The organism is Microcoleus sp. Pol14D4 (genome assembly GCF_036701245.1).
In the GTDB taxonomy this organism is placed as follows: Bacteria; Cyanobacteriota; Cyanobacteriia; order Cyanobacteriales; family Microcoleaceae; genus Microcoleus.
The window spans coordinates 29,204-47,021 of the sequence record NZ_JAUBQM010000012.1 but is presented as its reverse complement, the minus strand read 5'-3'; the positions used below and the strand labels follow the sequence as shown (position 1 = coordinate 47,021).

The following is a 17,818-nucleotide window of genomic DNA, read 5'->3' as shown; positions in this document are numbered from 1 at the left end:
AAAATAGTGAAAAAGATTAATTGGTTAGCCGTGATTAGAAGCGCTATAGTTAGCTAGTTCGGAGGTCAGTAAAATTCGGTGTCCGTTAGGATCTTTGACCAGACAACTTTGGCGATAATAACTGGCATTATCTGAGAAATGCACAAGTCGTGGGGAGACAAACTCAACGCCATTTTGTCGCAATTTTTCCAATAGTTGCTCGAGATCGTTAACAATTAGTTCCACTTGCATATTGGCAATATCGCAACTTTTCCAATCCCTCGGTATGGGGCGGCCTTTTGGAGTAACTAAATAGTCTAATAGTTCAATTCCTAAACCGCCTTGAATCGGCCGCAGTGCGGTAATCTTGACTTTAGCTTCTGGCAAATTATCGAGGTGAACTTGCGTTTCCCCTTGGTTGAGGCTGCCTCCATCAACTTGCATTCCCAGTAAGTCGCGGTAAAACTGGAGACTTTGCTCGGTGTTGCTAATCGCGATCGCACTGTGATCGATTCCTAAAAAGGAGCGATCGCTCTTTTGATGCCACTTTTCTTGTCCTTTGTCGGGAGGAAACCAAATTAGCTCTAAATTGTGGCCGTCAATGTCTTTAAATTTAAAAGCTCGCACGCCAGCAGCTTCTTTATTTTCAGGCGGTATTGTCTGCGGTTGAGTGGAGATGGGGTCAATAGGAAAAGAGCACAGGTGTGCATAGGCGCGATCGATGTCACTGACCACAATTGCCAGGTGTTGAAACCACAAATCATTACTTTGCGAATCTTTTGGGATGGGTTTTCCCTCAACGTTAAGATACTCCATCAGCTCAATCAGTTCATTTCCAAGCTGCAAAGTAACAATGCGGATTTTTGCCCCATCAACGCCTTCGAGATCGCTGTAATTTTGCCCTTCAACCGTAATATCCGAAACAGGTTCAAACGAGAGGGCTTTCGTATAGAAATCCTTGGAGCGATCGGCATCTGTCACAGTCAATCCAATGGCTCGGATTTTTTGCACTTGTATAGAGGGGTTATTCATAAACTTGGTAGTGCTTTATCTAAATTTTTGGTAGCCCCGAGCGGAGCCAAATGCGAAAAAATTTTGGGAAAATTTCCCAAGTGCTCGTCATTAGGCTGCGTTTGCTCCGGCTCAAGTCTAGATGTGCTGATGAATACAAAAGCACTTATCCTAACCACGAGGGGTTCATGGCGGTACTATCAAATTGGTTGGTAGTTTTATACAATTCGTATTGCCCTTTTGCCGCCGCCTCGCGAGTGCGATTCAGCATTGCTGCAACTTGCGATCGATCCATCGGCTTAAACGTGCGAGCGGCCTCAAAGGCTTGATCGAGGAGCTGCATACTATCAATGCCAGTAATCACGACTGAAGTAGGTAGATTCATCGCATAGTGGAGACATTCGATCGGGCTTACTGTATTGCTTCTAAGAACGTAAGGGTCGCCCATAGATTTCATCCCCAATACACCTATTTGGTTCTTCACCAGCACTGGTAGAACTTGTTGCTCAAAACTTCTAAAATGAGCGTCCATCACGTTCAGTGGCATCTGTACCGCGTCAAAACGGAAATTGTTTTGAGCGGCAATTTCCAGCACTCGTAGATGAACCAAAGGGTCTTTGTGCCCTGTAAACCCGATGTAGCGAATCTTGCCCGCCTTCTGCGCTTCTACTACGGCCTCCATAGCCCCGCCGGGAGCAAAAATGCGATCGGGGTCTTCCATCCGAATAATTTCGTGATGCTGCATCAGGTCGATGCGATCGGTCTGCAACGCCTTCAGCGACTCATCAATCTGCATCATGGCAGCGCCCTTAGTGCGGCCGTCAATTTTGGTCATCAGAAACACCTTTTGCCGGTAGCCATCCTTCAGCGCTTGCCCCATCCATCGGTGGCTGCGTCCGTTGTGATAATCCCAGGAGTTGTCCATGAAATTGATGCCGCGGTCGATCGCACTGCGGATCAGCTTGATACTTTCTTGCTCCTCTCGAAGGCGTCCGATATGGTGTCCCCCCAAGCCAATTGCAGACACTCGCTCTCCTGTGCGTCCCAGCGTCCTGTAACTCATCTCGCCGCTTTGAGTTTGACCTTGGGCAACTGCACTTTCAGCGTATACTTGAGCCGGTTCATCTTGAGCTAACAAAGGTTTGAAAAACCCTTCGGAAGCTGCCAGCCCTGCTGCAACCAAACCCGAAGCAGAAGTTACTTTTAACAAATTGCGTCTGCTGATACCCATAAATGTCTCCTTTAAGAAATAACTAGGACTTACTCACAGTATTAGATGAACCGATGCAAAAAACCTCTATCAAAGTAGGTCACAGAAATAATCCTAAAGAGCTAGAAAGAATCTTTTCTCTAGCCTTTTTCAGATGTGCGTGAGTTATCCAACTGTCTAAAGGAATAAATCACTGCTTAGTCTCCATGTGTTCGGGAATACAAAAGCCCTAATGCAAAGTGTTTAAAACACATAGAAATATAGAATTTTGCACAATGTCTTGTGTAACTTGTGGTTGTATAGTCCGTGTGGAAGTTAGCCCGACATAGCTTCCAAAGCGATGGTCATATCTCCAGTGCAATAATGGTTTGTCTAACATCTCAGTTTTTACCGAGTTGACAGACGTTTATGCTTCTGATTGATATTCCGTTCAATCGCTTTCTACTCTGCAAAGAAATTTGTATTTTAAAAATTAATATTAGCCCTCATGTCGGTTCGGATCGTTTGCCGTTAATTACAGATTTGGTCATTTGAAGGCAGGATTCGATATTTTCTAACAAATTATTGATTAACTGGATCTGGTAGTGCTGAATATTTGTCTGTAGCGGCTCTTTGCTGTCTTGAAAACAGATTACTTTTCCGGCGATTTCCTTGTAGTGTTGCAGCATGGAAAAAGTATCGGTGCTGAAGCGAGCGAGATAGTTTTTAGCAGCCTCGCTGCAAATTTCCTTTACTTGATTGAGATAAGCTTCTGACGATTCAGCCGGCTTTTCATACCCAGTTCTTTTATTCAAAATATAGCTAGCACCGCCAACTACTGCGGCTCCCACAGGCCCGCCCAACAGCCAACCTAAGCCGGTGGCGATCGCCACTGGAGCCACTTCGCTGTCGATCGACTTTTGAGCTGGAGGTGGCGGCGGTTCCGGTAAACTGACTTGCGGGGATGGAGGAAAGGAAATCAAAAGTGCGATCGGCTGTTCTTTCTCAAAGAATTCGCAAGCTTTATTTACCCATTCTGCGATGGTTTGCTGCTGATGTAAGACCTCTCGCTCAAATTTTAGCTTCCACGCATCAAAACTCCCTTCCTGGAGCGACAGCGCCATTTCCGATTGATAACGCTGCAAAAGTGTGGGCTGGTAAAGCCACATCTCGAAGTCAGAAACGCTGGCGTGAAAGCCTTTTGATATCAGTTTTTCAGCTTTTTGTTTAATTTCAATTTTGTCTTTGTGCTTTTTTTGAGCTGCGGCTATTTCTGCGGTGACAGTTTCAGATTTCGCTCGGAGAGATTGGCAAATTTTAGTAGCTATAGCTTCAATTCTGGGCAACTTAACTGCTAGTTGTTCCTGTTGAGCTGCCACAATACTTTGCAAAGCCGATTCAAACGCGGCAATTCCTGTAGTTTGGGCGGCCGCCACATCTCCTTTCAGCCTCGCCCTCAAAGCCGGCAAAGCATCGACGCGGTAGATATTGCTGATATTGTTCGGCAAGTTCGAGCGAAAACTTTCGGCAACAAACAACAACCGATTGTAGACTTGTTTTTGTTCGTCTGGTTCGAGTAGATTGAGAAAATTGGCAACAAAGACTACAGTGTTGATGTGGCGATCGCTCAACCAATCTCTTAAGTTCTCCCGTTCCCCTAAAGTCATCAATTTGCGAGCATCTAAAACCTGCACAACCAAATCAGCCGTTAGCAATTTATCCCGAACCAAATTATCCTGTTCTTCCCGGTCATTGGTTCCCGGCAAATCCAGCAATTCCACACCCGTTTTCAGGAATGGATGGGGACAGTAAACATTAACAGCGGCCACATCATCCCGCATTTGTCTCGCGTCGTCAAGGATGGCATAGCGTTTCAAAACATCAGTCCCCGGTTCGCTAACTTCCGTGCCGTCTTTCAGGGTAATTTTTGCGCGCAATTCCTGGCCGTAGTTGACATAAATGGCAGCACCTGTAGTCGGCACTAGGTCGATCGGCAAAGCACGATTTCCCACCAAAGCATTGAGCAAAGTTGACTTGCCGTAATTAAACGGGCCAAAGACAGCAATTTGAAAAGTTGGTTTGGCGAGATAATCGCAGATTGAGGTGGTATCTCGATACAGTTGGGAGTTTTTATCCAGTTCGAGAATACCGAGTGCTGATTTGAGATAGTCGGTCAGGTTTTGATAAATTTCGGGTTGTTGCATATTGCTGTTTTATTTCATTTAGCGGATGCTAGGAAAGCTTGATATAGCGATTCAATACTCTGCGACTCGGCAGAAACATCAGCCTCCAATTTTTTCAACCGCTCAGATTCAGCCTGAAAATTAATCTCGCGAGATTCCTTTTGTTCCAGCAAATTATCTAACTCAGCTTTCCGAGAATTAATATCGGCATTCATGCGATCGCCCACTTCCCGCCCGTAAACATCAAAACACTCTTTCACAGCATCGTGAATCGGCTGCCACTGCTCTTGAGCCACCTGCGGCAGATATTTCACCAGCTCTTTTTTCGCAGCTTTCACCAACTCTTTGCGAGCTCCGTCTGCTTGCAAAAACCCAACACCCATCCCCAATAAAGCCAAGTACAGCGGTCCCAAAACAATCCCCGTCAAACTAGCAAGAATCGTACTAACGCTTAACACAGTGATTAAATTAAGCAGGATATTTTTCCAATCAAAACCCGCTCCTGCCATTGCTACGCCCGCCAGATTTCCGGTCGTTAAGGAGAACAATCCCATCGCCCATTTTGCCCAAGCTGGCGAGTTATCTTCGTTCGAGTTGCTGACTGCTGCTGGTATTTTTTGCCCGGTCAGTTTTTCTGTGATTTTTTCAGTCACTTTCGTGTAAGATGCTCCGTAATTTGCCGCACTTTGCGATAGCTGTGAAAAGGCAGAATTCATCTCTTGTTCTGCTGTGAGAGTCCAAGCTGCTAATTTGTCGTTGATGTACTGTTCTAATGCTCGTTTTAGCGATGCTTCAAAGGCTTCTCGCTTGCCTTGGCTGAAGAAATCCAGAAATTTTAGATCCGGTTGATACCGCAAAAAGTCAGTTTCAAAGGTATTTTCTAAGTTGAGAACATAGGCGCGGAAAGAATCTGCGATCGCCCACGATTTACTATCTCTAACTCGGCTAATTTCTTGTTGAAACTCATCGCGAATCTGAGTCAGCTTTTTAAACTCCGGCTCAACTGAATTAATCTTTTCCTTCAACTCATTGACATCGCGATCGAGTAATGGTAATCTGCGCCCCACAGCTTCGCGGACGCGAGCAGAAATTTGACGCGCCAAAGTCCTCGCCGGACGCAATTCTGAAATCGCCCTTTCCTGCGTCAAAAAGGTATTCAGTGCCGCCATAAACTCGGGAAAACCAGTTTCTGCCAAATCCGCATCCGGGTTTTTCATCCGCAACCTGAGTGCCTTAATTGAGGTAATTGCAAACACTCGCTCGTCGTAAATATCGTGTCCTTCTGTTAAACAATATTCAGCTAAATTAGCTTGAAAAACTCGCCGCAGTTTCCCTTCGGCTTCTGCCAATTCTTCAGGATCGTCCGGGTCAATCAAACTTTCTCGCACTTGATCCCAAGCATTAATCAGAAAGAAAACGCTCAATCCGCGATTTTTGATGTAATTTTCTAAATAACGTCTTTCACCCATTGTGCAAGGCTGAGTTGCCCTGAGTACAAACAAAATAGCGTGGCAGTTGTTGATATAACCGAGGGATAATTCGTTGCGGGCTTCTGTATCGTTCAGTCCGGGACTGTCTACTATTTCTATGCCTTTTTCCAGCAAAGGTAAGGGATATTCTACTACGGCACAATCGATATCTGGAAATGCTGGTTTCTTTTCTTCTTCTAAACGTTTGGCTTCAGCGGGATCAATTGTGTAGTTTTGTTTAAAACTTTTAAAATCTAGCTGTTTGGGGCTTTTGCCGTCATTGAAATAAACGGTAACTTTTTTTTCTGAACCGTAGCGCAAAATCGTCAGCAAAGCTGTACAGGGATTTACGTCGCTGGGCAGTAAGTTTTCGCCGATTAACGCATTAAGAAAAGTGCTTTTTCCGCGTTTCATGTCGCCTAGCACTAGCAGGCGAAAAACTCCTTGGCGCAAGTTTTTACTGGCGACATTGATGTCAGCGTTGTCTGTTTCTAAACCTAGTTTTCCCGATGCTTCTCCTGCTGCTAATTCTGATAGGTTGATGGCTGTCGCGATGTTGCTGAGGCGATCTGCAATTTCTCGGCGGACGGCGGCTACGCGCTCTAAATCGTTGAGAAAATTGCTAGTTTCTACTTTAAGGTTCATGGGTATTTCCTAATATTTCCCGGCTTGGGCTTTTCAACTTCTGTCTTCTTCAATAAACATTTTGTAAGCTATCAAAGCAATGCCTCCTACTATCAGGGCGGCGGCCAGCCAAGATGCTATGCGAACTGCAACAACAACAGCAATGACAATGCCTGTAAATTGAGCTGCTGCTATAATTTTTCTTCGCCACTGTTTGAGTTTGCCCTTAGCTTGGCTGTCGGGTTCTTGGTACTTGCTTGTTAGATGTTCGGGCACTGAGCGGTCGATTTCGGCTTCTAGTTCGCGGAGCCGAAGTTCTTGTTCTCGCTTCCGCAGTTCTTGTTCTTTGTGCCGGAGTTCTCTGGCTTTTTTGTCGGGAGAATTCATAAATTTTAGCCTGTTTTCCCCTGGAAAAATGTGTTATTTATTGTCAATGTTGTGGAGCGATAAGTTCTCTACGACTGTAACTCACATTTTCCGCCGTGTCGAGAAATGTTAAGAAATTTTAAAAAGGGCGATTCCCTACGGGATAGCTACGCTTCACGACTAATTAAGCCGATCGCCCTAGGCCCTAGACTAGCGGCTGCAAATCATCAATAGCCTTCGGGCCCGATAGTAGTGCGATCGCACTCCGCTTCCGACAAATCAACCAAGCGCGATCGAAATAAGTTGCAGCCCGCTAATTGAGCTTTGCTTAACTTTGCTTTCTCCAAATTAGCTCGGCTCAAATCCGCATATCTCAAATCGGCATTTGTCAAATCTGCATTGTACAAATCCGCACCTTGCAAATTGGCTTTCTGCAAATTAGCACCTTGCAAATTGGCGTGACGCAAATTGGCTCTTGATAAGTTGGCTCTTGATAAAGTTGCTTCCGACAAGTTAGCTTGATAAAGTTGAATATCGCCCAATTCAGCATCTTGCAAATCAGTTTTATAAAGATTGGCTTGAGTCAAATTCCCGTAGGGCAAATAAGCTCGCCTCAGAACGCTACCAGAAAGATTTATTTCTGTTAAATCTGCTTGAAACAAGTTATGTTCACTTAAGTCAACGGCGTTAAAGTTTCGCTCGCCCTCAGCATACTGAGCAAGCAATTCCTCAGCGCTTAGTTTTTGCATTTTCATTCCTCATGACGACAGCTACTGCAGCCAATCCATAACAGTAATTAATGGTTATTATTCTGCGTATTTATACTTATGTCTCTTATTATGTTAAGCTTGTGTAACAACAGTCGCATTTTTTCTAAGATTTTTTTTATATTTGTAAATTTCTGCCTTGCTCAACCACTAAGCGGTTAGTAATGTCAAGATCGATCGAGAAACCAAAGCCAATCCTCTACTGAAATATGCCAGAACATCCTCTCTCCATTGCTCAGCACTACCACGAACGGACAAAATACGACCCTGAAACCATTGCCGCCAAAAGCAAACAGCTAGATTGGACAGAGCAACCTGTGCCTTTCAAAGAATATAAAATTGGAGCGTATTTTGACCTCAAGCCTTATCTAAAAGACCCCTCGGAGGATGCCGATGCCGAGTCCGATGCCGCTTGGTGGCATCGGTTATCCAGCTTGTTGCTGTGCAGCTACGGGTTGACGGCGAAAGTGCAGACGGTAGACGACAGCTACCTGTATTTGCGATCTGCACCGTCGGCGGGTGGACTCTACCCAGCAGAGGTTTATTTAATTTCCCGCGGCACTGCCCAGTTGCCGGCCGGACTGTACAACTATCAGTGCAGAACTCATTCACTTGTTCATTTTTGGGACAGTCAAGTTTGGCCGGCATTGCAAGCAGCTTGTTTCCAGTCGCCAGCGCTAGAAAGTACCCAATTGGCGATCGCCATTACCACTGTTTTTTTCCGTTCTTCTTGGCGTTACGAAGACCGAGCTTATCGGCGAATTTTTCTAGACACCGGTCATTTATTGAGCAATATCGAGTTAGCTTGCGCCGTCAACGATTACCGACCTCACCTAATTGGAGGATTCGCCGACGAAGCTGTCAATGAATTACTGTACATTGACTCGGAGCAAGAAGGAGCTATTTGTGTAGTTGCTTTAGCCGACTTGCTAGATATTGACCAAAACTTGCCTAAATTTAAAACAGCTTTGCCCGGAAACACCACCACAGATTACCCTAAAATTTCCGACGGTCAACTGTTAAAATACCTCCACAAAGCCACGCATTTAGAAGCAGACCCTACCGGATCTGACGGCTGGAAACTTGATGAAAGTGAAGGGGAATTAGAGGATAAATATAACTTTCCATTTTGTACTAAAGTTTCGACGGTGACTCCTTCGATTCCTTGGGGAGTGAACCTGGAAAGTTTAGAAAATACTATGCTAAAAAGACGTTCTACCCGTGCTTATACAGGTGCTTCTTTGAGTTTGGGGGAACTGCTAGCTATGCTCGATTTTACTTACCAGCCCCAGCACTATATCGACCAAGGGTTAGACGGTTCTCCCGACTATTTCGATCTAAGTTTGATCGAGACTTTTATTGCTGTTTCGGGAGTGAATGGGTTAGAAGAAGGCTGTTATTATTACGCTCCGAAAGCTCAAGAATTGCGGCAAATTCGGTTTAAAAATTTCCGCCGGGAATTGCATTTTTTGTGTTTGGGGCAAGACTTGGGCAGAGATGCAGGGGCGCTGTTATTTCACACGGCGGATTTGAACAGGGCTGTAGCAAAATATGGCGATCGAGTTTACCGCTATTTGCACATGGACGCGGGTCATTTGGGCCAGCGGTTGAATTTAGCAGCTATGCAACTGCGTTTGGGTGTCAGCGGTATCGCGGGCTTTTTTGACGATCGTGTTAATGACGTTCTCGGTATTCCTGCGGGTGAGGCTGTACTTTATATTACAAGTCTGGGAAGACCTCGATCGTGAGAATGAGTCACTCGATTTTAGATTTTAGATTTTAGATTTTAGATTGAAGGATTGGGCTGGCTGATTTACGGTATGAACCACTCAATCTGCCAAAAATGAAACAAGCGAGTCACTCAATCTCCTGCATTTTCAAGTGATAGCGCTAAAGTCAGCCTTGTCAACCTGCAATAGAGAGGTTTTATGTAAGTTTTACCATTGCTATTTGCCAATGCAAAACCTGCTAAATATTCTGTCCAATACTGATTCTGTCACTTCTTCCCCCGTAACTTCCCCCAATGCTTGAATTGCACCGCGCAAATCTATTGTCCAGAAATCTAAAGGCAATTTGTTGCTCATAGTCTCTGTACATTGTTCCAGAGAAATTTTAGCTTTAGTTAACGCCGCTGCTTGCCGCTGGTTGATTGCTAAATCTGAGTTGGCTGCTTGCAAATTTCCCCCGCTGACTGCATCTAAAATTGCTGTTTCTAAGTCTTCTATGCCTCGATCTAGGGCGGCGGCTGCGGTAACTATGCGGTGAGTTTCAGAGGAAAAAGGTAGTTCAGGGATGGTGTTTACTAGGTCGATTTTGTTGATAATTATAATTAGCTGGCGGTGCTTTACTTGTTCGTAAATTTCCAAATCTTCCTCTGTCCAGCCAGATTCCGCGTCAATTGTCAACAACACTAAATCGGCTTGTTTTGCGGCTGCGCGCGATCGCTCAACGCCAATTTTTTCTACCTTGTCTTCGGTTTCTCGAATGCCGGCAGTATCGAGCACCTGCACCGGAATGCCGCCCACAACTAGCTGCGACTCTACCACATCCCGCGTCGTACCTGGCAAATCCGTGACGATCGCCCGATCGCTCTTACTCCACGCATTCAACAAACTCGATTTTCCCACATTCGGCCGCCCAACAATCGCCACTTTCAAACCAGTTCTCAACAATTCTCCACGATCTGCCGTCGCCAAAATAGTTGACAATTCCTCCAAAACATGATTTATTTCCAAAGAAGTTTTAGCTTCATCTAAAGGCGGCAAATCTTCCTCAAAATCAATTCTCGCCTCAATTTCTGCCAGCACATCCAAACAAGTTGCTCTCAATTTGCGAATTGGCTGCGCTAATTTTCCTTGCAAACCAGCCAAAGCACTTTGTGCAGCAGCGGGCGATTTTGCTCCCACCAAATCTGAGATACTTTCAGCTTGAGTTAAATCAAGCCTCCCGTTCAAAAAAGCCCGCAGCGAAAACTCTCCAGGTTGCGCCAATCTCGCCCCATTTTCCAAACACAACTGCAAGACTTGCTGCACGGCCATAATACCGCCGTGACAGTGAAATTCCACCACATCTTCGCGAGTAAAAGAACGCGGTGCTTTCATGATTAGCAGCAAAGCTTCATCGACTAATTCTTGAGTTTTGGGGCGGCGGATGTGGCCGTAAAGAATGCGGTGAGACTCCCAAATTTGCCGTCCTGGGGCGCAAAACAGAGTTTCGGCAATTTTTAAGGCTGCGGAACCGGAAACTCGCACAATGCCGACGCTGCCTTGTTGGGGAACTATGGCGGTGGCGATCGCTGCGATCGTTCCTCCTTTTGTTAGTGATTCAGACATTTTTATTGTTCACACATTTAAAAGTTCTCTCAATCTCCTGTTTTTGAGTATCAGGCAATTGCTTATCGGTATTCGAGGATATAAATTTCTGGTTCGTCATTCAAAAAAATTAAATTCCCGCCCTTTTGGCCAAGCTGCACGAGTTTCTGAGTCAAAAGCCAAGGTAGATTTTTTAATCTTTTTCCTGCGATCGCTAATTGCTCGCAGGCTTCGAGACACAGGATAACTTGAATTAGCGATTCAACCAGTTGTACGTTCATTTGAGCCACCTCTGCCCCGGTTGTTAAATTATACAGTTTTCATTGAGAGGATAAACAATTTCAGCATTTTTTTTCTAAGATATTAGAAGAGCGTGGCTACACCGCTGGACTTGGCTCGCCATTCCCATCACCCGTTTGCTCAGTCAGTCGATTTGAGATTTGAGATTTGAGATTTTAGATTGACTCCACAGATCAATCGGGGATATTCAACTCTGGTCTAAAATTTGGGGAGGCTAACGACTCCTGTGGGAAAGCAACTATCCGTTTTTGGGTGGGAGTCACGGCTCGATCGAACTTAAATTACTCAGCCAAATATTTTGGCTATTCTGATTTCATGCGATAATGGAACATTGACAGGGTAGAGGGCAAAGCATGATTGGTCAACTTCTAGACAGACGTTACCGCATCATTAAAGTCACAGACTCAAGTGAGGTGGGAAAAACTTATCTAGCAGCAGATACTCACCGTCCCGGGTATCCGCAATGCACGGTTAGAGAAATGCGGCTACCCGGCACAAGTTCGCAAACTCCAGAATTAGTCAAAGTTATATTTCAAAGAAACGCAGAAATAATTGAAAAATTGGGTAAACACGACAAAATTCCCGAATTATTGGCGTATTTTGAGGAAAATCAAAGTTTATACTTAATTGAAGAATTTATTGCCGGATTACCTTTAAGTCAAGAACTAATACCCGGTCAACCTTGGGATGAAGACCAAGTAATTGGTCTGCTATCAGAAATATTAGAAATTTTGGTGTTCATACACGAGAAAGGTTTCATTCACCGCAGAATTCAACCAGACAGAGCGATTCGGCGCGAGTCAGACGGCAAATTTGTATTGGTAGACTTTAGCTTAGACAAAGAAATTAACCCGGAACTTGCTAACTGTCATTTGTTGTCGCAAACTTCACCGAATTCTGTTAAACGGCATGAGGCAAAAAAGCAGGATTTGGGGGCCCAGGAGTTATACGTGCCGATCGAGCAATTGAACGGCAACCCCCGGTACAATAGCGACCTTTACGCTCTAGGTACGATAGCTCAGCTTGCCGTGACGGGACTCTCACCCAACGAATTGAGTGCCTTAAAAAGCAACAAAAACCAAATTCCCTGGCGAAACCGGGCAACTTGTTCACCTGCCCTAGCAGATATTATCGATAGAATGGTGCGCCCCGACTGCGAGGAACGCTATCAGGAGGCCGCCGAAGTTTTAGCAGACCTCCAACAAATCGCCGTAAAATTGGAGGTTGAGCCGCCGCCAGCCACTATCATCACGCACGCTATGAGTCAACCGCGAAGACAAAGCCAAACCAAACTGCTGCTTTTGGTTGCCACAGCGGCAGCTTTAATCCTCACGGCACTGATAATTTACTTGTGGCAGAGTCAAAGTCCCGCGAGGGCAAAAGAATTGTTAGCCCGCGGCGTTACCAAGGCGCAGCAAGGTGACACAACAGGCGCGATCGCCGATTATACTCAAGCGATCGCCCTGAATGCCAGCGACGCGGAAACTTACTACAAGCGGGCAAACGCTCGCTACGACATGGGCGCAACCGAGCAAGCAATACAGGATTACACGCAAGCAATTAAAGTCAATCCTAACCACACCAAAGCTCTCTACAATCGAGGTATGGCGCGCCTCGACATCGGGGACAAGCGGGGGGCAGTGGAAGATTTCACCCAAGTAGTGCGACTCAATCCCAGCGACGGTGAGGCATACTCTCAGCGGGGTTTAGCCTACTACGATTTGGGCGACTACCGCCAGGCAATTGAAGACTACACTCAAGCAATTCGGCTCAGTCCCAACGATGCTACAGCTTACAGCAATCGGGGTTTAGCTCGATCGGCTGCAGGCGACAAAACAGGAGCAATGGCAGATTTTACTCAAGCCCTTCAAATTAGTCCCAAACAAGCTGGCGTATACTACAGTCGCGGTCGATCGCGGTTTAATCTGGCAGATTATCAAGGAGCGATGGAAGATTATACTAAGGCGATCGAATTGCAACCAGATCTCGCTGATGCTTATACCAATCGGTGCAGCGCTTACTTGAATTTGGCCACCTACGACAAAGCGATTGCAGATTGCACCGAAGGAATTCGCCTCGATCCAAAAGATGAAGCAGCTTACAACAACCGCTGCGTTGCTTATCTGAATTTAAAACAATTTCAAAAAGCCAGCGAAGATTGCAGTTTGACGATCGGACTCAACGGCAACAATCCCAAAGCCTACAGCAATCGAGGATTAGCTCGATCGGCTTCGGGAGACAAGCAGGGAGCTTTAGAAGATTTTACTCAAGCAATTCGGCTCAATCCCAGCGATGCAGTAGCTTACAGCAATCGCGGTACTATTTACTCAGAACTAAAAAATTACCCCTTAGCGGTTGAGGATTTCGCTCACTCGCTGCGGCTCAACCCCAACAATGCTAGCGCTTTTTACAGCCGAGGCCTCGTCCGCCGCCAACTAAAAGACCGTACCGGGGCGATCGAGGATTTTCAGAAAGCTGCAACCCTCTTTCTAGAACAAGGAAGAGCCGATGGTTTCCAAAACGCACAAGCACAAATCAACGACCCTAAATAAGCTATTAGTCGTCAGTCCGTCAGATGTTAAAAAAAGAAGAAAAAAGGAAGAAGGAAGAAGGAAGAAGGAAGAAGGAAGAAAACCAAATTACCAACTCCCCGTTACCAACTCCCCCTTACCAACTTCCTGTTACCAATTCCCCATTACCACCTCCCCGTTACCAATTCCCAATTCCCGATATGAACATGGTTGGTCAACTTTTAGACAGGCGTTATCGCGTAGTGCAAATTCTCAGTTCAGGAGCTTTTGGACAAACTTATTTAGCTGTCGATACTCGCCGGCCGGGCCACCCTCAATGTGTAGTCAAACAACTGCGCCCTCCCAGCAACACTTCCACAGTTCTCAAAACCGCTTACCGCTTATTTAAACAAGAAGCAGAAATATTAGAAAAGCTGGGAAAACACGATCAAATTCCATTTTTACTAGCTTATTTTGAAGAAGCCAATCAGTTCTACCTCGTCGAAGAGTTTGTACCCGGACACGCCCTAAATAGGGAAATTGTGGCCGGTCAACCTTGGCGAGAAGAACGAGTGCTGGATCTGTTGCAAGAAGTGTTACAAGTTCTCGCCTTCGTACACTCTCAGGGAGTGATTCACCGCGATGTTAATCCCTCCAACTTAATCCGCCGCAAACCAGACGGCAAATTAGTTTTAATTGACTTCGGCTCCGTTAAAGAAGTTGCAAGTCACGTCAGTGACTACGATACAGAATTTCCGCGCACCATTGCTACGGGAACTCCGGCTTATATGCCGATCGAACAATTTCAAGGCAACCCGCAATTTAGCAGTGACCTCTATGCAGTCGGGATGATGGCAGTCCAAGCTATCACTGGTTTACCCGGTACGGATTTGCCAAAATTGCAAGATCCGAGTCCTTCTCATACGGGGGAAATTGTTTGGCGAAACCGATCTCAATGTTCAGTGGGATTAGCCAATATAATTGACAAAATGGTCTGTCACCAATTTGCCAAGCGCTATCAATCTGCCGAGGAAGTTTTGGTAGCTCTCAGCAAGTTGAGACACCGCCAAGAGCCTGTGAATACGGCTCACAAGAAAAGTATTGCTCCCAGCTTAGTGTCTTCCGATCGTTTTTATTCACGTTTGGGAAGTCGATTTTGGTTGCTGATTTTGGCGGGTATAGGGGCGGTAATAGTTCTGATATTTCTATTTAGTTATTGGAGCCGACCGAATCCGATTAAAGCTAAGGAATATTACGAACAGGGAGTAGAAAAGTCTCGCAATAAAGATGCGGAGGCAGCTTTGCAGGCTTTTAATAAGTCAATTCAATTGAATCCTAAAAATGCTGAAAGTTTTTACCAGCGCGGTAATGCTAATTATGATTTAAAAAAATATCAAGAAGCAATTGCGGATTATTCTCAAGCTATCGCTCTCAATCCTAAATATGTTCCTGCTTATTTTAACCGCGGGCTAGCCCGTCACGATTTTAACGACAAGCGCGGGGCGATTGAGGATTACACTCAAGCTTTGAATCTCCAGCCCAAGGATGCTGATACATATTATGAAAGAGGAGTTACTTATTTAGAACTGCAAGACTACAAGATGGCTATTCAGGATTTTACAGAAGTAATTCGGTTGCAGCCGAACCTTGGTAAAGCTTATCATTCGCGGGGGTTGGCTCGCGCTGGGAGCGGCGATTTGCAGGGCGGGATTGGAGATTATACTGAGGCAATTAAACTTGATGCTAAGAATGTTGATGCTTTTTACAGTCGGGGGAGAGCTCGCTTTCACCTAGGAGATTATCAGGGATCTTTGGCGGATTATTCTCAGGTAATTGCGATCGATCCGAAGAGTGCAGATGCTTACGCTAATCGTTGCAGTACGCAGTTGAATTTGGGAGCGCATCAAGCGGCAATTGACGATTGCACTCAGGCAATTTCGCTGAGCGATGAGGATGGGGTTCCTTACAACAATCGCTGTATTGCTTATTTAAATTTGAAGGATTATCCAAAAGCAATTGCCGATTGCACTCAAGCGCTGAAAGTGAATCCGAATGATTATAATGCTTATAACAATCGTGCTTTAGCTCGCAGCGCAGGGGGTGACGCCCAGGGGGCGATCGCAGATTTTACAGCAGCAATAGGGTTCAATCCCAACAATGCTGAAGCTTACGCCAATCGGGCTAAGATTTATCAGGAGTTAAAGAATTACAATAGTGCGATCGCCGATTACGTGCAAGCTATTCGGATCAGTCCGAATTATGCTGCTGCTTACTACGGTAGAGGCATAGTTCGCCGCTCCTTGGGAGACAAAGCAGGAGCAATTAGCGATTTAGAAAAAGCCGGCAAAATGTTTTTAGATCAAGGACTTACCGGCGGTTACAAAGATGCACAATTTGAGATTGAAAAGCTCAAGTAGTCAGTTGTTAGTTGTTAGTTGTTAGTTGTTAGTCATCAGTCAACAGTCAACAGTTAACAGTTAACAGTTAACAGTTAACAGTCAACAATGCCCCATGCCCAATTCCCTTTAAGAATTTTGAAGTCTCTTCACCAATTCATAAAACGGTTCCCAATTATCCTCAATAGCTATGGCTTCCCAAACAGCTTCAATCGTCGGTCTCAACAGCGATTGTTCGGGATTGTGCTTCCGCAACCTGTCCGCCATTTTGTCCATATCATCCGCCGACAAACTTTGCAAAACGTGATAATAAAACTGCCGCCAAGGTGCTATCAAGTCCGCCGGTTCCGCCTCAGCAAAAATTTGACTAGCATCATCTCGCCAAGTGCGATCGAACTGTCTTCGCAATTCCCAAAAGAAATCGTGATAGGCTACTTGAGACTCCGCCAGCATTTTAATGGTCACCTTCAACAACTCATCTCCCTCCGCCTCTGGCAAATCATCAAATCCCAATCTATTTAGCATCAACTGCCGGTAAGCTGAATTATAATACTCGCCAAACTTTTCCAAAGCAGCATCCATATCAGCTTGAGGAATCGCGGCTGCTAGCGGTTGCTGGAGCTTCTCTAAATTCCCCTTACAAATAAACGGTTGATTGCCGTAACAATAAAGACCGTAATGGTCGAAATAAGCTGCTGTAAATTCCGGCTTGTAAGTTGGGATAAAAGCGAAAGGCCCGTAATCGAAACTTTCTCCAGTAATCGACATATTATCAGTATTCAGCACTGCGTGACAAAATCCTGCCGCCATCCACTGAGCAACTAATTCAGCTACTCGCTTGACTAAATTTGCATAAAATAGCGCATACTTTTCCGGCGGCGAAACACCCGCTTTACTTGCTTCTAAATGCAGTTCTGGATAGTAATATTCAATAACAAAATCTAAAAGTTTTTTAGTTAAATCCGGGCGGCGGATATAGTGCAATCTTTCAAAAGTTCCAAACCGAATGTGAGAATGACTGAAACGCACCATTACGGACGATCGCGTCGGAGATGGTTCGTCGCCCCGCCACAAAGCCTCGCCCGTTTCAACTAAACTAAAACAGCGAGATGTCCGAACTCCCAACCGGTGCAAAGCTTCGGCGGCTAAAACTTCGCGAATTCCCCCTTTGAGAGTGAGTCTACCATCAGCGTGCCGCGAGTAGGGCGTGCGGCCGGAACCTTTAGTGCCGAAGTCGTAAAGTCTGCTGTCAGTGCCGCGAACTTGGCCGTACAAAAAGCCTCTACCGTCACCTAAATTCGGGTTGTATTCGTTGAATTGATAGCCGTGGTAACGGAGTGCGAGAAAGGGACGGACACAATGAAATTTGCCGAACGCTTCGATGAAATGTTGGTCGGTTACTTGTGCGGGGTCTAAACCCAATGTCGGCAATAATTTGTCGTTGCGGAAGCGGAGAATATGCTGCGGAAAATCGGCGGCAGGGACTTCATCAAAATAGTCGCCACCGAGGGATTCGAGGGCGGGTTCGTAGTTGAGGGAAAGCAAAGGATTTGACATTTTTCTATTTTATCTTGAAATTGGCGATCGCTCCAAATTATATACGGGTAAGGTGCGGACTGCATTGGTGTCAACAATTGCCTCATACCCTTTGTCTCCCTCATTTATAGCCGAGTTCGTTCTCCATCGCATCCCACGGCTGTTTCATGCTCAAAC

12 protein-coding genes are annotated in these 17,818 nt (G+C 45.5%); 3 read left to right on the top strand and 9 right to left on the bottom strand.

Features of this window, described 5'->3' with window-relative positions; genetic code table 11:
* Nucleotides 1–24: 24 nt before the first annotated feature.
* The 6 genes from QUA33_RS07525 to QUA33_RS07500 all read right to left on the bottom strand — a co-directional run bounded on the left by QUA33_RS07525 (nt 25) and on the right by QUA33_RS07500 (nt 7,570).
* On the bottom strand, nt 25–1,011 hold the full coding sequence (locus tag QUA33_RS07525) for a VOC family protein (protein ID WP_333147749.1): 987 nt from the start codon (nt 1,009–1,011) through the stop codon (nt 25–27).
* A gap of 145 nt (nt 1,012–1,156) precedes the next feature.
* A complete protein-coding gene (locus tag QUA33_RS07520) occupies nt 1,157–2,221 on the bottom strand; it encodes an aldo/keto reductase (protein WP_333147747.1) in 1,065 nt (354 codons plus the stop codon).
* 464 nt (nt 2,222–2,685) lie between these two features.
* Entirely contained in the window at nt 2,686–4,383 is a 1,698-nt protein-coding gene (locus QUA33_RS07515) for a dynamin family protein (RefSeq protein ID WP_333147745.1), read from the bottom strand.
* A gap of 14 nt (nt 4,384–4,397) precedes the next feature.
* On the bottom strand, nt 4,398–6,476 hold the full coding sequence (locus tag QUA33_RS07510; protein ID WP_333147744.1) for a dynamin family protein: 2,079 nt from the start codon (nt 6,474–6,476) through the stop codon (nt 4,398–4,400).
* A 33-nt stretch (nt 6,477–6,509) separates the two neighbouring features.
* The gene (locus tag QUA33_RS07505; RefSeq protein ID WP_333147742.1) at nt 6,510–6,842 is read right to left on the bottom strand and encodes a hypothetical protein; all 333 of its coding nucleotides are present in this window, start codon (nt 6,840–6,842) and stop codon (nt 6,510–6,512) included.
* A gap of 206 nt (nt 6,843–7,048) precedes the next feature.
* Nucleotides 7,049–7,570 carry a pentapeptide repeat-containing protein gene (locus QUA33_RS07500; RefSeq protein ID WP_333147740.1) on the bottom strand — a complete coding sequence of 174 codons (522 nt, stop codon included), beginning with the start codon at nt 7,568–7,570 and terminating at the stop codon, nt 7,049–7,051.
* A gap of 227 nt (nt 7,571–7,797) precedes the next feature.
* Between QUA33_RS07500 and QUA33_RS07495 the strand changes: the two genes are divergently transcribed.
* The gene (locus QUA33_RS07495; RefSeq protein ID WP_333147738.1) at nt 7,798–9,336 is read left to right on the top strand and encodes a SagB/ThcOx family dehydrogenase; all 1,539 of its coding nucleotides are present in this window, start codon (nt 7,798–7,800) and stop codon (nt 9,334–9,336) included.
* Between the two features lie 198 nt (nt 9,337–9,534).
* Here QUA33_RS07495 and mnmE read toward each other — a convergent pair whose 3' ends face one another.
* Nucleotides 9,535–10,920 carry a tRNA uridine-5-carboxymethylaminomethyl(34) synthesis GTPase MnmE gene (mnmE, locus tag QUA33_RS07490; RefSeq protein ID WP_333147736.1) on the bottom strand — a complete coding sequence of 462 codons (1,386 nt, stop codon included), beginning with the start codon at nt 10,918–10,920 and terminating at the stop codon, nt 9,535–9,537.
* A gap of 62 nt (nt 10,921–10,982) precedes the next feature.
* Nucleotides 10,983–11,180: a hypothetical protein gene (locus QUA33_RS07485; protein WP_333096677.1), complete on the bottom strand. Its 198-nt coding sequence runs from the start codon at nt 11,178–11,180 to the stop codon at nt 10,983–10,985.
* 372 nt (nt 11,181–11,552) lie between these two features.
* Between QUA33_RS07485 and QUA33_RS07480 the strand changes: the two genes are divergently transcribed.
* Nucleotides 11,553–13,751, top strand: coding sequence for a tetratricopeptide repeat protein (locus QUA33_RS07480; RefSeq protein ID WP_333147734.1), 2,199 nt, complete (start codon nt 11,553–11,555; stop codon nt 13,749–13,751).
* Nucleotides 13,752–13,936: 185 nt separating this feature from the next.
* A complete protein-coding gene (locus QUA33_RS07475) occupies nt 13,937–16,126 on the top strand; it encodes a tetratricopeptide repeat protein (RefSeq protein ID WP_445243222.1) in 2,190 nt (729 codons plus the stop codon).
* A 108-nt stretch (nt 16,127–16,234) separates the two neighbouring features.
* On the opposite strand, the gene QUA33_RS07470 is transcribed toward QUA33_RS07475, so the two are convergent.
* A complete protein-coding gene (locus QUA33_RS07470) occupies nt 16,235–17,662 on the bottom strand; it encodes a protein adenylyltransferase SelO family protein (protein WP_333147730.1) in 1,428 nt (475 codons plus the stop codon).
* Nucleotides 17,663–17,818: the final 156 nt, after the last annotated feature.